Source organism: Paenibacillus konkukensis (assembly GCF_023523925.1).
Taxonomy (GTDB): Bacteria; Bacillota; Bacilli; order Paenibacillales; family NBRC-103111; genus Paenibacillus_S; species Paenibacillus_S doosanensis.
In genome coordinates this window covers 6,619,575-6,634,319 of record NZ_CP027059.1, presented here as the reverse complement: position 1 = coordinate 6,634,319, position 14,745 = coordinate 6,619,575, and the positions used below count along the sequence as shown (strand labels likewise).

Below are 14,745 nucleotides of genomic sequence, written 5' to 3'. Positions count from 1 at the left end.
GGCCCTCTCAGAACCGGACGTGAACCTCTCGGCTCATCCGGCTCCCATTATTCAGCCGCAGGCAGTACACCTAACTGCCAATGTGCAAACAGTTTAGGAAGATTCTTCGCAGTCTACCCATCCATCGAATTGCACGAATTTTATGCCTTGCTAGCTTCTTGTATTTCCTTCTAGCCCACTGGATAAGTGCTTGATTCATATGACGGAAGACCGGGTATAGTTGCGACTTGTAAAAGTGCCCGTAGTAGTTGAGCCATCCTCTAATAGATGCATTGAACATCCGAGACAGATCATGGATTGTAATGTCTGGTTTCAGATGCATTCGCCAACCTCTTATCGTCTGCCTCATCGCTTTACACGCTTTGTTGCTTACCGCTGGTGTGAAGTTAATAAAGAATTTTCCATGCCGGTTCTTCGATCTTCTTGGCCGAAAGGTATATCCCAAGAGATCAAACTTGATCTCAAGATGGTCTCCATTACGGTCATCATCTTTGCAGTAGACAATCCGAGTTTTCTCCGGATGTAATTCGAGTTTGCATTGTGCGAACCGCTCTTTGAGTTTCTTTAGCAGTTGTTCAGCTTCTTCTTTCGTTTGGCAGTGGATCACTGCATCATCCGCGTATCTTGCCCACGTATTCTGGGGATGTTCGATTCCCATCCACTTATCAAAGGTGTAATGCATGAACAGATTTGCAAGTACTGGACTGATGACCCCGCCTTGCGGTGTGCCGGAAGTTCGTTCTACAATGTCTGCATTCTTCATTTGGAACGGGGCCTTTAGCCATCTTTCGATGTAGAGAATGACCCACGGGAAATCCGTATGCTTCTTCACTGCTTTCATGAGCAGTTCGTGATCGATGTTGTCAAATAGACCTTTAATGTCAAACTCCAGTACCCAGTCATATCGCCAGCATCGGGTTCTTGTCACTCGAACGGCATCAATAGCGGATTTCCCCGGTCTGTACCCGTAAGAGTCAGGATGGAAAATGGGTTCTACCATGGGCTCAAAGTATAGTTTAGCTGTCATTTGCGCGATGCGATCTGACACGGTTGGCATTCCTAATATCCTGACGCCGCCATTCTTCTTCGGTATTTCTACCGCTTTGACTGGTGGAGGAAAGTAACTCCCCGAGGACATTCGGTTCCATATTTTATAGAGGTTGTCTTTCAGATTGGCTTCGAACTTCTGAATCGACTCTTCGTCGACTCCGGCCGCACCTTTGTTCGTTTTGACAAGTTCATAGGCTTCCCAAACGATGTGCCTCGAAATTTCATACGGCTTTATTTTGTCCATTTTGTTCCTCCCACTTTCGCGGTTGACGCATTTTCAAAACTGAATAACGTAGCCCCTTGGCTCCGCCACCTTTTCAGTGGGTTCATTGCTACTACTGGCTATTCCGCCCCTATACCCCGCATCTGTACTTTCATCCTTGCGGGGTTTCCGCTTGGATTTTTCCATTCACATCGGAGTCGTAGGTTCCCACGTTCCGAACAAAAGCCTGTGTTACGTTCACGCCGCCTTCATGCCGGTCACCATCTGGACAGTAAACAGGTTTCCTCCAGACTTATCTCAGGCCAACGACTCCCTCCTGGTTTTGATGACGTTCCTACGCTTTCGACACTTTATCAGCCATTGACTTGTGTTCGTCTCCGTAACACTCACCTGATAGAGTCTAGCTCTGCCTTTTCCTTAACGCTCACCACCACGGCTTTTGACCGCAGCAGCTTAAGGTGGTTTGAAGCCTCCGCCTGTACAGCGGCTCCGAAGGGCCCGCCTTCATCTTTTGTTCAGCATTGCTTTTGCGCTTAACTAAGCGCTGTGCATTCGTGGCGCACAGTCATCCGCGTATCACGTCAGTTCTCCAATCCCGCTGCTGTACCTCTCCCATAGGATGTCGAAGTAATTTAGATAGATGTTCGCCAAGAGCGGAGAGATAACCCCGCCCTGCGGCGTTCCTAAATCCGATCGCCTTACCCTTCCTTCCTCCATCCCTCCCGCCTTTAACCACTTCCGTACCCGTTTCAGGAAACGCCTGTCGCTGACTCGCATTTCCACCAGCTTCATGAGTTTTTCTTGGTTGATGTTGTCGAAGTAGCCTTGGATGTCGACGTCGACCACCCAATTCCCTTTGCGGTTGCATGCTTTTCGAATACGGTCAAGCGCTCCCTTCGCACTTCGTTTCGGACGGAATCCGAATGAAGACTCCTGAAAGTCCGCTTCAAAGATCGGTTCCATAACTAGTTTTGTTGCCATCTGTATGACACGGTCTCGAACGGTAGGAATCCCAAGTGGTCTTTGTTTTCCGTCTTTCTTCGGGATGTATTACCGCCGGACAGGCTGTGGGTGATAGTCGCCTTCTTTCAGGAATCGACGGCATTCATGCAGGAAACGATGATCTCCTTGTTTTTCAATGTCAGCCAACGTTTCCCGCAAGTCCGCGTCAACAACCCATTCACATCCGTCCATCAGTTCGCGATAGATTTTCCGCAACGCTTGATGGGTCGAGCGACCCGACCGGTACCCGAAGCTGCATTCGCTGAACAAGGATTCACGGATCGGTTCCAACCTGTTTTTCAATGCCTGTTGGCACACCCTGTCCCGTATGGCCGGTATGTCCAGCGGACGTTTCTCCTTGGGCTTTCCCTTCTTGGGAATGTGTGTCCGTCTGACCGGCATTGGTCGGTACGTACCCTGCTTCAATTCCTCGTACAATCGTTCCAGTTCCGCCTCGGCCGCAGCTTGGAATACCGGGATGGAGACCTTGTCGATGCCTCCGCTGCCTCCGTTTGCTCTCACCGATTCCCATGCCATTTCCAAGATGTTCGGTGATACACCTTGTCAATTAACGATTGAACTTTTCGTCCTGTGCCTTCTGCTTTCATGCGTCTCGTGTCCTCCGCTGCAAGTTCTGGGTCTTTCACATAGGGAACTTTTCCGTTCCTTGCCGCCTACTCGCGAAACTCATTCCAGTTCCGGTCTCCATAAAGCGAGCCGCCTTCCCCCTTCTGCGTCACCTTTTGAGTGAGCAAAGGCCAACCGCACCTTGGCGGCTGATCCGGACGTTTCTGTTGTTCGTCCGTTCTGAAGTATTACGCAGCTCTTCGACTTCTCGCCATGCGTCCGGTATGCATTTCGGGGTTTCCTTATAGCATCCGTTACTGAAACTGCCGCGCATTCTTTAGAAGCGGCGGGCGCGGCGCGACCGCTTCGACTTTGTTTAACCACTCGCCCTACAAGTGCATTTGTTTCAGACACGACGAGATCTCCGTGGGTCACATCGTCATCTTCCGTACCATGCCGTCCGCACACACCTTGGTGCGATGGGTGGACTAGAACGCCTTCGTCTCCATAGTGCAGACTCGACCTTGCCCCATCTTTGGCCGACCGGTTCGCAATTCGGGTAGCCCCGTTTCACTACGGCCTGGTACTTCTCCTCAAGCCCTTCAGACTCTGTCTCGCGGCAGACGCCCTGCCCTCCGGCAAAAAAACTTTGCCGGCCCCCGAGACGTTACTCCCGAGTTTGGATACGAGTCCCCTAGTCCGGGACTCAGCGGGACTTTTAACCAACCTGATGATCGTGCTGCCACGCACGCACTATAAGCCCCTCGGACTCCCTTTCTGCAGATGGCTCACTTTGCCTTTTGGCTTATAGATCGTCTCATTACGGTTCAAAAAAAATTTCCGTGCAGGGGAGGATCTCCCCAGTTCACTGCATCCTCTTTCATACCATGCCGCTCCCCATACGCCGGAGGGTTCTTTGCTGTCGCTCCAAGTTTCGATTAGCTTCCGTGGCCTTCACCCATTTAGGCGATATTCCGATTCCTCTCTTCCCTCTTGCGAGGCCTTTTTTACGGCACGGCAGGATTCACTTTATGTTACGGCCTGGTATGTTGCTCGCCTTATCTCTGACAAAACTATCGTCGATACGCTTCTATGTACAAATTTCGTCATATGCAGGTATCCTAGCTATGCGGGAGTTGGGTCCCTCCCGCGACCGGACTTTCACCGGCTAGAAGATGCGTGCTTAGCTGGGCACGCCATAAACGTAAAAACCCCCGGCAATGGGGGCTTAAATCTTTTCATCGTCGGATATCGTGGATAATCGGGATAACCGCTATTGAATAACGGACTCTTAGAAAACCAAAGCGAGAACGCAAAAAAAGCCGAGCGTCTCCACCCGACCTTAGGGATTGATTTATTTTAAATTTTTAATAGCGTAATCGGCTTCCGCTGCCGTAAAGTTTTCTCCGTATTCCGAAGTAAGTTGATCCCTTATTGCTTCCGGCGACATACTCATTGATTTCTGGTAATTTTTTGCTTTTTCCAAGGCGTTTGCATTGAAATCGGCTTTAATATTGTCAACGGCATACTGCGCTTCCTCTTTAGTGAATTTTTCCCCGTGTTCCGAAGTAAGTTGATCATAAATACCTTTTTTCGACATGTGCATAGATTTAGAATAGGATTCAGCCTTTTTCAACGCGTTTTCTTTCCAGTCAAATTCAAGTTTACTCATTGCATACTCAGCAGCCTCTGCGGAAAATTTTTCCCCAAACGACGATGTTAATTGATCATAAACGCCATTCTTTGACATGCTCATTGATTTTGCATAGGATTCAGCTTTTTTCAAAGCAGACTTATATTCTGAGGGAACATTATCCTCCACCTTCGGAGGCTCTGCTTTCCTCGGTTCCTCTTTCTTCGGCTCCTCCGCCTTCTGGCTAGTCGTGTCTGCTGCTGGCTGTTGTGGTGCTGCCGTTTGCTGTTGTGGTGTTGCTGCTTGCTGCTGTGGTGCTGCTGCTTGCTGCGGCTGATCCTTGCCGCCCGAGTTAGCTGTCCAAATGATGACGACGACGATCACGGCCACCCAAAACCAAAAACGCTTTAAAAGTGGCTTCTTTGGCTTGATTGGCTTCCCTGCTGGCGCTGTTTGTTGCTGTTGCTCCATGATTATTATGTACCCCTTTACAATGTGAGAGTTTTTCAATACTGAAACCATAATATAACAGCATATCGCTATTTGTCATCCGTCATTTGCCGAACAGCCTCCCAAACAGGCCGCGCCGCTGCTAGCCGTATGTCTCGACGCGAGAGAGGATCTCGCCCAACTGAGCGCTCGTCTCCTGCTGGCCTTTCCGGATCTCATCCCTGAGTCTGTCAGATCCTACCGGAAAGCTGCTCCGCTGCCGTGGCAGCTTCCCGTCGTCAGCGTCTGGTCTGGTCTGCTCCGCCAGCATGATTACATTCATTTGGTTAACTATCTGAATCAGCTAAAACCAGTTGATTCTCTACTTTCAATGAGTGAAAAAATAGTATGCTTCTCAAGTTTCAACCATTAGCTGATAGACAATACGAGTTAACTAAGCCTCAATCAACAAATAAACCCGCAACATATACGCGAGAGCAGCTTGAAAAGAACCCTAAAGCACCATCCAAAGATCCTACAGATTATAATTCAAAGGGTGAATACGTTCCCAAAAACGGGACTTCACGAAACCCAGCGGACTATAATTTTAATGGTGAATACTAGCCAATTGAGTCCATGACCCAAGAAGAGAAGAGGAAGGAATTGGAGGAAATGCTCAAAAGAGCTTTGAAGTAATGTTACGAGTAGCGGCAGCTACTCTATTTTTGCGCAAACGAGGGTAGCCAACTTCCAACTTTTAGCATGATAAGCCATTTACAAACCTGCCGAAACAGAATAGCTTCTGACCGTTCCCTTCACCGTTGGCAAGGGGTTTAACCCACGCATATCGGTCAGAAGACAAAATCTGTTCGTCTGAATTGATGGATTGCGCCCCGCACACATATCGAGCGATTTTTCATATTTTAGGTGGTGCGTCGAACATAAAATAACAAAACCACAATGCGAAGGGTAAAACGCATTGTGGCTATTAAAATCACATTTTGAGAGTTATTGATTAACTCAAGGAATTGGCCATCCCCAAACTGTCTAGCATATTCGCAACAAACATACGAAAGACCATTAACCAGATCAGACGCTTCCCGTCTTGCATAGTGAACTTTTCACCTAAAACTGATAATTAAAAATAAACAAGAAAGAACGATAATATTAACAACGATAAGTGCTAATATGCTTTCTTTTTTTTGCATTTTAGTAAAAATGTATCTCATTCTAATATAGAATACACAATTTAATAATATCCATCCCGAAATGATAAAGAAAATCGCACTCAATTAATACCTCCACCATAAATTAATCGTTGCCAAAAATTTTACCAATTTCATCCACCAGGTTTTGAATGTCTTTCTTATTGGATGTAATATTGTACGAAGCAATATCTTGAGTTAATGTGTCAATCAGGTCTTTATCATAGCTAATTTTCCCTTCATCAACAAGTTCTTTTATCCTTGTTTTCGCATAAATGTACTTTTGAAACAGCGTACCTTTATCTTTGGATCGTAAAGAAGAAAGCGGCATTAACTTATACACTACGATATCAAGATCATAATCACTATCATACATTTTATAGGCCCAGTCACCCATAATGAGTGCACCGTCAACAACCTTCGCTATTTTCCCCAAGGTCTTCACTGCCCTTTTAGCCAACAGTTAGAAAATTTTTAATTTCATCACTTCTAAACTCTTCAGGAGGTATCACGTTAAACCCTTTCTCATTAATTTTATTAAATAACCAACTACCACCTGGAATAAAACTAGCAGCTGCGTTCCAAGTATCAATTCCCCTATTTGATGAAACATAATAGTAATAATCACCACTTTTATAATACTGAGGTCTTTGTCCAGTCGGGTCAGTAAACGAGAGTGGAGTATTCTGTTTTTAACTAAGTAATACCCCAGTCGTTTACGAAATTAATCCGACGAACCGATAATGTATATCTATGCGTTGCTCACGCTTGCCGTTTACCTTCTCTGCATTAAACACAACAACCTTATCTATCAATTCATTTAAAACCGGCTTCGTAAGTTCTTTCATGTCGGTGTGCTGTTGCACCAGTTCCAAAAAGCGTTTTGTATTTTCAAGACTGCCTTTAACCTGATTTAGTTGGTCTTCCAACAGCTTTAGTCGTTCCTTAATTTGAGCTTGCTCTGAGGTGAAATCTCGTGACAACGCTATGTACTGCTCATCGCTGATCTTTCCTAAAGCGTTGTCTTCGTAAAGCTTTCGCTGAATGGTTTGCAACTCAATTTCCCGCTTTTTGAGCTTGTCTTGTTCCCTAATTGCAGCTCCCCACTGCTTCTTCTGCTGGCTTTGACTCATTTCAGTCAGCATCTCCACAAAGGCGCTTTCTTGATCCTTGACTGTCTGAACGTGACGCCGGATATCCGACAATATAATCTCGTATAAATCAACGTAACTGACATAATGAAAGCTACAGTAATCTTTGCCTCGCGTTCGCGCCTGGTTACAAGCGAAGCTGCCGCGACCGCCTTTGCCGCCATCATATTTGCTACTGCCGCCCCGTGCAAAGGATAATCCTTGTCCGCAGGTCGAACATTTCAGCAATCCTGCAAAGATTTGATGTTCTCCCTCATTAGTTGGACGCTTTTTCACACGGATTACTTTCTGAGCCAAAGCAAAAGTTTCCTCATCAATTAGCGCCTGATGTGTATTAAGAACCTCAATCCATTCCTCTTGCGGTAAAATAACCATTCCTTTTCTCTTGTAAGATCGCTTCATGGCCTTATGACTTACCATATGACCTAAATACACTTTATTCTGAAGAATGTTCTTGATTGTAGTTGCTCCCCAATCATAAGGATGCTTGGTATTGACCACTTTCAAGTAACGCTGATACTGCTCCGCTAGGTAAGCCCGCGGTGTCAGAATCTTATCTTCCCGAAGCAATCTGCCGATTTTGTAAGGACTATATCCTTCCACAGCCAATTGAAAGATTCGCTGCACAATCGAAGCGGTATTCTCGTCTGGAACTAGCTTATGCTTGTTAAGCTCATCTTTACGATAACCATAAGGAGCGTACGCCCCAGTGTATTCTCCCTTTACCGCTCGCAGATGATAGCCATTCCTTACTTTGCGACTTGTATCGCGGACGAACCATTCGTTGAACAAGTTGCGCAATTCCATGAAATCATCTTCGCCTTTGGCCGTATCTATGTTTTCATTGACGGCAATAAAGCGTACATCATGCTCAGGGAAAAACACCTGAATGCACAAGCTGGTTTCAATTTGATTGCGCCCTAAACGACTCAAGTCTTTGACCAGTACAATGTCTATTTTACCATTCTCGATATCCCGTTTCATTCTTTGAAAGTCGGGACGGTCAAAATTGGTACCACTCCAACCATCATCCGTATAAATATCTACAACCTCAAAGCCGTTTTCTTTTGCATAGCGTTCAAGTAAACTACCCTGGTTTTCAATGCTCATGCTCTCTCCGCTTTGTTCATCATCCCGACTTAGACGACGATAGATAGCGGTTCGAGTTCGCTGCTGCTGTTTTTTCATTCCCCTTCCTTTCCCAGCAACAATCGGCTGATTTCAGTATATTGCATTTTTGAAAAATGGAGTAATGTGCAAAATCGTGTTCTCCGAAACGTGTTGCGTTATAGCCACAAAAAGAAGGGAATCATATAGATTCCCGGCAAGTATCGTTATTTATCCAGGTACTGCTCGTTCTCCCAAGCATTCAGAACAAGCCGCTTGATTTTTTCACTGAATGTTTCTTTTCCGATATAGCTACTTTTCACGATATACTTGGTTTTTCCAATTTGGACTTCGCGTTTTTGCACGCTTTCTATTAAATGTTCGGTATAACCTGTCAACTTTTTATTTGCTCCTGTTGGAGCAGAAAGATGTAAGGATTGAAGGTTCAGTCTACTGTCATTCATTTACACTCCTCCCATGCGATTATCCAAAACGGAGTAGAGCCAAATTCGTCCCTCTACTATCCGTTTCATTTTCCAAGTAAATTCGGGCAGTCTGCGAAATAATCAGGAATCGCTATTAACTCCAAACAATGCAAAAGAGCCGCTATTCGGACGAATAGCGGCTCTCAATTAACTACGATTGAAAGTAGGGTCTTCCGTAAAGCACTTGAAGATTAGCATCGAACACATTCCGATAAACAACCTGTAACCGACTGGATGAAGCATCAACGACCTTGCCGTTACCGGCATAGATGCCGACATGCGTAATATCCATAAATCGCCCGTTTTGTTCGTAGCTCCAGAAAATTAAATCTCCGGGTATTAATTCATTGGAATTGAGAGTCAATCCGTTTTCCATAATAAACCGTGCCTGCTCTGCCGCAGTTCTTGGCAAAGTAACGTCTAGCTGCCGATATACCCACTGCACAAGGTAACTGCAATCTGTGTAGTTTGCTTGTCCTGCTTTGGGCTGGCTGTAGGGATCTCCCAACCGAGTCAACGCCAACTCGACGGCCTGGCTTCCAAGCACTCCGGCAGGAAGGTCTGTTCGGATCACTTCAAGCTGTTCTGATGACAAGCCCACACTCTCATCCTTGCCAAGTAACGCAAACATCATGGGCCGAAACTCTGCCGACAACAGTTCTTCCACTAAATTGATCTGTTCATTAGAGAAATTGTAGTGTGCAGCTTGCTGCTCTGCCGTTCGAGCAATAATCGACAGTTGCAAGATGCGTTCGTATTCCGTCATCGGTTGTTCTTCTATGCTTCCATCATCCTGTTCAACAGAGACAATCTTTGTATGCTCCAGTGTTTCGATATGTGAATCAATCTGATTCATATCCCAAAAGACCGCTTGCAACAGTTCCACCCTCTGTCTATCCATAGTTACCACATCGAATCCCGCTGTGTTTGTTGACGTTTTGACAGCGAAAACGGCCAGTACGTCCGGCCAATTATCAATGCGTGTGTTGTCCGCGCTACCCACATAAGAGATTTCCACTCGATCTATGTCTCCGGCTGCCTGACGCACATGTTCCAATTGAGTTGAAAATTGGACGTCAACTTCCTCTACTATCAAAGCAAGTTTCTGTGTACCGGGTTCTGTATTTTCATCTGCAACAAAGATTCCAAATGGGGATGATACAAGTGCCGCGATGATCATGACTATGCATAACAGAATGATAACGGTACTGCTGATCCCCAGAAGTGTCGATAGTCCTTTAATCAGTAAAACTACCGCTCTGACAAGCATTTTTATCATACGTAGATTCATTTGAGCAGCAGTTCGCGACCATTGTATCGAACGCCGCAATTGGACGGCAGTTTGCAAGGCTCTCTGCTGTTGAGAAGATGAGCGCTTATCCTCTCTTTGATTCTGGCCTCCATCCCGACCGAAGGAACGGCTTGACTTTAGGGTACGCGATACAACTTTCAGAGTCCGCCTTTGACGGACATTTCCTTTCATTTTCATTCCCGAAAAAGGAGAAGCAGCCGAAGATGTATTCTTCCGCCGCGGCGTATTTCCTTTCGTTTTTCCGTTATTGTCAATTGTGGTTTTAGCTCCTGCATGTGTAAACCATTTTGTTTTTCCGGCTGGTTGAGTCCTCGACTTTTGTCGGTCTATCACCTTTACAGAGGAAGAGCGACGTTTTCGCCTAGCTATTTGAGGTTGAAGCCCTTTAGTTACCCCACGCCGTAATTTGATGTGCGTAATTGGCCGTAAACCTAAATCAACATGTTGATGAGACTGACGAACTCGGTAACGATGACGCCACCGCTTGCCGATTGTTACCACAGCCCCCTTTGAGACACGTACTGCGCTGTTTACCGCTTCTTGCATGTTCGTCTGGTTACGATCCTGTATCTGCTCGAAGGAAGAACCAGTGTTTTCATGCTCCTTGTATCGGGTCCTTCTACTCCTTTCAGATATAGTTCGTTTAAGCAAACGAGCATGCTTGTTTATCCGTTTGATTGACTTAATTGTCATTCTGGTTTTTATTTTTTTCAAAGAAATCCCTCCTCACCTTAACGACTACGTTCAGCTTTGGGCCTGAAAGAAGGGGCTTGATTTCTGCAATAATCGGGATAACGGAGGCGTATCGCTTCAAAAAAGTAAGGGGCAAAACCGCAATCAAAAAGTTCATGCGGGGTTGAATAGCGTTCCTCTCCAACCTGGCTCCACCCATTCCAGAGATTGAACGCCAAGCGGCAAGTGCGGATAGAGCTTCCGGTTTGCCAGGAAGCTGACAGACCTTCCGGTTTAATACCACCGCTCGCAAAATCGAATACGTCATGGATATGCGCACGCGTATCTTTCGATATTCCCAAAGTATAGAACAATGCTCGATGGTAACTATCTGTACATTGACGTTCAGCTAACATATGATAATAGAAGCTTTCATGTTCAGCATCACGGAATAAAGTAGACATTATGCAATTTCTCCTTTCAAAATGATTTGTACAGCAATATAGCTACTAAAAATGACGAGCCTTCACTAGCCCTTTCATTTCGAAGTCCAAATCGGGTACTCAAGTGCCGAAAACAAAAAAATAACTTACTGCATGTTACTGTTCATTCAAGCAAAGAAAAAGGACTGCCACAAAAAGCGACAGTCCCACATGTAGAATCTGTTTGATTAATTACTTCATTATTCGGATTGCAGCAACCGCTCCAACTGTTTAAGCCCTCGTTCGATGGATTTACGTACCGTGCTCTCATCAACTTGCTCCGACCGCGCTATCGCAACTTTAGACATCCCCATCATATAATGCGCATAGATGCGTTGAACCCATTTGTCCGGCAATTGACAAAGCGCTGTGTACAACTCCTCACTGGAAACCTTTTGCATCAGTAGTTCTTCAGGTGAGGCAGAACCTTGCAGGGCTTCTTGTTCGATTCCATCTTCTCGATCTAAGGAGAAATAAGCCTTATTCCGATACCGCCGCAAGTTATATGCGTTTTCATTTAAATCAAATTGTCGAAGATCGCGCGCCACTTCTTCCTCCACTTCTACCCAAATATCAGTTTTGTAATAAGGATAGATTTCGCGCAAGTTAACCTTTACTTTCATATATTTCCCCTCCGTTTTGGTTTTTGTGAGCAACCAAAACGGAAGGAGGCGAGCGACAGCCAACGCTATATTTCAAAGCATTCTGAAGGCTATAATAGAAATAAAAAAGGCCTCGCCATTGAGTAGAAAAGCACTCAAATGTGGCCAGGCCTAAAGTGGATTGTATTCCATTCAATGAAACATAATTAAATCCTTGCTTAATGCTATACATGGTTGGGAGACATCAATATCAGCTCCATTCTCACATGGCAACACCTCGTGAGATGGATAGCAATTTTGTTAATGTTGGTGTCGTCAAATGGTTAATTTTAACATCATGACGGTTACGACAACTTCTAACAAAAGAAAATCATAAATATAAAGGTAAGCGTCAAACCCTACCCACCTTCGTTCTTTGCAGCAACCATGAGATAATCCTCCTCAGAATCAATTCGGGGAGGATATTTTATGGCCAGAGAAGATGTACAGAAGAAATGGGAAGAACGAATTGCCGCTTTCCGTGCCAGCGGAGAAAAAGCAGTAAAATGGTGCAAAGCCAATCAGGTGGATCGTCGCGGGCTTTACACTTGGATGAAAAGACTAGGCGGTTCATCTACCGTTGTCACTACTGCCAAGCCAACCACTTTCGTCAAAGCTGTGGTTACTCCTGAGCCGGAACCCAAATCATCCGCTTGTCTTCGCATCAAGATCGGCGCAGCCGTCATCGAGGTCGACGCCGGATTCAATCCCGCCTTGCTTCGCAATGTCGTGCAAGCATTGGAGGACGTATGCTAAGCGAACTGACGACACGGCAAGTTTACCTGGCCTGTGGCAGCACGGATTTACGAAAATCCATCGACGGATTGGCCGCACTCGTCCAAGAGGGACTCGGGCTGAACCCATTCTCTGCATGCCTGTTCGTCTTTTGCAACCGCGAGCGTAACAAATTAAAAATCTTATACTGGGAGCATAACGGTTTCTGGCTGTTCTACCGTAGACTCGAGCGCGGTACGTTCCAGTGGCCCAGGGATCACGGCGATCCGGTAACGGTCACAACTCGCGAGCTCCGCTGGCTGCTGGACGGACTTTCGCTCAGCCAGCGACAGGCTCACCCGAAAGTGGCCGCCACCACCATCATTTAGCAATCTATTCCTTCGTCAAATCGACATATGTGCAGGCAGGCATCGGGGCATCCGTATCGAAATCATAGCGTATGGAGAATCGACCGGAATCCCTTACTCTAGAACAACTTCAACAGCAAAACGCCAAGCAGGAACAGCAAATTGCGGAGCTGTCCGCCAAGCTCAAATGGTACGAGGAGCAGTTCCGTCTTGCGCAGCAGAAGCGTTTCGGTGCTTCCAGCGAGAAGACAAACCTGGATCAGATTGAACTGAATCTGTTCAACGAAGCGGAAGTGCTGGCTACGCCGGCAGGCCAAGAGCCGCCCATGGAAAAGGTGACGTATGAGCGCCGTAAGACGACGGGCAAACGCGAAGCGGACCTAGAGCATCTGCCGGTTGAGACGGTAACGTACACCCTTGCGGAAGACGAGCAGGTATGCGCATGCTGCGGTGGAGCGCTTCACGAGATGACGACCGAGACGCGCAGTGAGATTGCCATCGTGCCGCCGCAAATCAAGGTAGTTCGGCATGTCCGACAGGTGTATGCCTGCCGCCGCTGCGAGCGTGAAGAAATCCACACGCCCATCGTTACGGCGTCGATGCCAAAGCCCGTGTATCCCGGCAGTTTGGCTTCGCCGTCCATCCTATCCCATGTGCTATGCCAGAAATACGTAGACGGCTTGCCGCTCTATCGACAGGAACAGATCTATGCGCGGCTTGGGTATACACTGTCCCGACAGACGATGGCGAACTGGATGATTTATGGTGCCGAGCAGTGGCTGACGCCCATCTTCGCCGCGATGAAAGTCCATCTGCTCAAGCAAGAAGTGCTGCATGCGGATGAGACGACGTTGCAAGTTTTACGCGAAGAAGGCAAGTCGGCAGAGTCCACTTCCTATTTGTGGCTGTACCGGACCGGGAGCGGAGTCGCTCCGGCCGTACTCTATGAGTACCAGCGCACCCGAGGCGGGGAGCATCCCCGTAATTTCCTGTCTGGATTCAAAGGCTACCTGCATGTAGACGGCTATCCGGGTTATCACAAGGTCGCGGGCGTCACGCTGGTCGGTTGTTGGGCGCATGCGCGCCGCAAGTACGATGAGGCGCTCAAGGCCGCACCGCCGGAAGCGCGGGGGGCCGAGACGGCATCAGGACAAGGGCTGGCTTACTGCAATCAGCTCTTTGCCATTGAGCGCGAGCTAAAAGAAGTTGCGCCTGACAAGCGCCATGCCGCTCGTCAGGAACGAAGCCGTCCCATCGTGGAGGCGTATTTCGCATGGCTGAAACAGCAACGTTCCCGAACATTGCCTAAGAGCTTGCTTGGGCAGGCGATCACCTACAGCCTGAACCAGTGGGAGAAGTTGACGGCTTTCCTTGCAGATGGACGATTGGAGCTTGACAACAATCGAAGCGAGCGTTCGATCAAGCCATTTGTAATCGGACGCAAGAACTGGCTGTTTGCCAACACGCCACGCGGCGCGAAGGCGAGTGCGGCCATCTACAGCGTCATCGAATCAGCCAAGGAAAACGGACTTCGTCCCTACGACTACTTGAAGTATCTCTTCGAGCAACTACCGCAACTGGCCGGACCGCTAGATCCGCAAACGCTGGAGCCGTATATGCCTTGGTCGCAATCGTTGCCGAACACGTGCCGAATGCATCAGTCTTAATACTTAGCCTACGCCAGCTCCCACTGATCTCAAGGTG

The 14,745-nt window shown here is 47.1% G+C and carries 13 protein-coding genes; 3 read left to right on the top strand and 10 right to left on the bottom strand.

Going from position 1 to position 14,745, the window contains the following annotated elements:
- Positions 1–70: 70 nt before the first annotated feature.
- The 10 genes from ltrA to SK3146_RS28755 all read right to left on the bottom strand — a co-directional run bounded on the left by ltrA (position 71) and on the right by SK3146_RS28755 (position 11,941).
- Positions 71–1,294, bottom strand: coding sequence for a group II intron reverse transcriptase/maturase (gene ltrA, locus SK3146_RS28800; protein ID WP_249861997.1), 1,224 nt, complete (start codon positions 1,292–1,294; stop codon positions 71–73).
- 555 nt (positions 1,295–1,849) lie between these two features.
- Positions 1,850–2,260, bottom strand: coding sequence for a reverse transcriptase domain-containing protein (locus SK3146_RS28795; RefSeq protein WP_249866476.1), 411 nt, complete (start codon positions 2,258–2,260; stop codon positions 1,850–1,852).
- 63 nt (positions 2,261–2,323) lie between these two features.
- Complete coding sequence (locus SK3146_RS28790) at positions 2,324–2,812, bottom strand: reverse transcriptase domain-containing protein (protein WP_249861996.1); 489 nt, start codon at positions 2,810–2,812, stop codon at positions 2,324–2,326.
- A 1,384-nt stretch (positions 2,813–4,196) separates the two neighbouring features.
- Positions 4,197–4,946 (bottom strand): Ltp family lipoprotein, encoded by a 750-nt coding sequence (locus SK3146_RS28785; protein ID WP_249861995.1) that lies wholly within the window; start codon positions 4,944–4,946, stop codon positions 4,197–4,199.
- Positions 4,947–6,215: 1,269 nt separating this feature from the next.
- A complete protein-coding gene (locus SK3146_RS28780) occupies positions 6,216–6,569 on the bottom strand; it encodes a hypothetical protein (protein WP_249861994.1) in 354 nt (117 codons plus the stop codon).
- 256 nt (positions 6,570–6,825) lie between these two features.
- Positions 6,826–8,448 carry a recombinase family protein gene (locus SK3146_RS28775; RefSeq protein WP_249861993.1) on the bottom strand — a complete coding sequence of 541 codons (1,623 nt, stop codon included), beginning with the start codon at positions 8,446–8,448 and terminating at the stop codon, positions 6,826–6,828.
- A gap of 146 nt (positions 8,449–8,594) precedes the next feature.
- Complete coding sequence (locus SK3146_RS28770; protein ID WP_249861992.1) at positions 8,595–8,831, bottom strand: transposon-encoded TnpW family protein; 237 nt, start codon at positions 8,829–8,831, stop codon at positions 8,595–8,597.
- A 172-nt stretch (positions 8,832–9,003) separates the two neighbouring features.
- Positions 9,004–10,878: a C40 family peptidase gene (locus SK3146_RS28765; protein ID WP_249861991.1), complete on the bottom strand. Its 1,875-nt coding sequence runs from the start codon at positions 10,876–10,878 to the stop codon at positions 9,004–9,006.
- Positions 10,879–10,895: 17 nt separating this feature from the next.
- Positions 10,896–11,300 carry a DUF6075 family protein gene (locus SK3146_RS28760; RefSeq protein ID WP_249861990.1) on the bottom strand — a complete coding sequence of 135 codons (405 nt, stop codon included), beginning with the start codon at positions 11,298–11,300 and terminating at the stop codon, positions 10,896–10,898.
- Between the two features lie 218 nt (positions 11,301–11,518).
- Positions 11,519–11,941, bottom strand: a complete 423-nt coding sequence (locus SK3146_RS28755) for an RNA polymerase sigma factor (protein ID WP_249861989.1) — start codon at positions 11,939–11,941, stop codon at positions 11,519–11,521.
- Between the two features lie 447 nt (positions 11,942–12,388).
- On the opposite strand from SK3146_RS28755, the gene tnpA reads away from it, so the two are divergent.
- From tnpA to tnpC, 3 genes are all read left to right on the top strand, one after another.
- Positions 12,389–12,715, top strand: a complete 327-nt coding sequence (gene tnpA / locus SK3146_RS28750) for an IS66 family insertion sequence element accessory protein TnpA (protein ID WP_094051093.1) — start codon at positions 12,389–12,391, stop codon at positions 12,713–12,715.
- A complete protein-coding gene (tnpB, locus tag SK3146_RS28745) occupies positions 12,709–13,062 on the top strand; it encodes an IS66 family insertion sequence element accessory protein TnpB (RefSeq protein WP_094051092.1) in 354 nt (117 codons plus the stop codon). The genes tnpA and tnpB overlap by 7 nt, the downstream gene beginning before the upstream one ends.
- A gap of 71 nt (positions 13,063–13,133) precedes the next feature.
- Entirely contained in the window at positions 13,134–14,708 is a 1,575-nt protein-coding gene (gene tnpC, locus SK3146_RS28740; RefSeq protein ID WP_249861988.1) for an IS66 family transposase, read from the top strand.
- Positions 14,709–14,745: the final 37 nt, after the last annotated feature.

Excerpts from the sequence above, each read along its gene's own strand:
- ltrA (WP_249861997.1), bottom strand. The coding sequence starts at position 1,294 with ATGGACAAAATAAAGCCGTATGAAATTTCGAGGCACATCGTTTGGGAA.
- SK3146_RS28790 (WP_249861996.1), bottom strand. The coding sequence starts at position 2,812 with ATGGCATGGGAATCGGTGAGAGCAAACGGAGGCAGCGGAGGCATCGAC.
- SK3146_RS28785 (WP_249861995.1), bottom strand. The coding sequence starts at position 4,946 with ATGGAGCAACAGCAACAAACAGCGCCAGCAGGGAAGCCAATCAAGCCA.
- SK3146_RS28775 (WP_249861993.1), bottom strand. The coding sequence starts at position 8,448 with ATGAAAAAACAGCAGCAGCGAACTCGAACCGCTATCTATCGTCGTCTA.
- SK3146_RS28770 (WP_249861992.1), bottom strand. The coding sequence starts at position 8,831 with ATGAATGACAGTAGACTGAACCTTCAATCCTTACATCTTTCTGCTCCA.
- SK3146_RS28760 (WP_249861990.1), bottom strand. The coding sequence starts at position 11,300 with ATGTCTACTTTATTCCGTGATGCTGAACATGAAAGCTTCTATTATCAT.
- SK3146_RS28755 (WP_249861989.1), bottom strand. The coding sequence starts at position 11,941 with ATGAAAGTAAAGGTTAACTTGCGCGAAATCTATCCTTATTACAAAACT.
- tnpA (WP_094051093.1), top strand. The coding sequence starts at position 12,389 with ATGGCCAGAGAAGATGTACAGAAGAAATGGGAAGAACGAATTGCCGCT.
- tnpB (WP_094051092.1), top strand. The coding sequence starts at position 12,709 with ATGCTAAGCGAACTGACGACACGGCAAGTTTACCTGGCCTGTGGCAGC.
- tnpC (WP_249861988.1), top strand. The coding sequence starts at position 13,134 with ATGGAGAATCGACCGGAATCCCTTACTCTAGAACAACTTCAACAGCAA.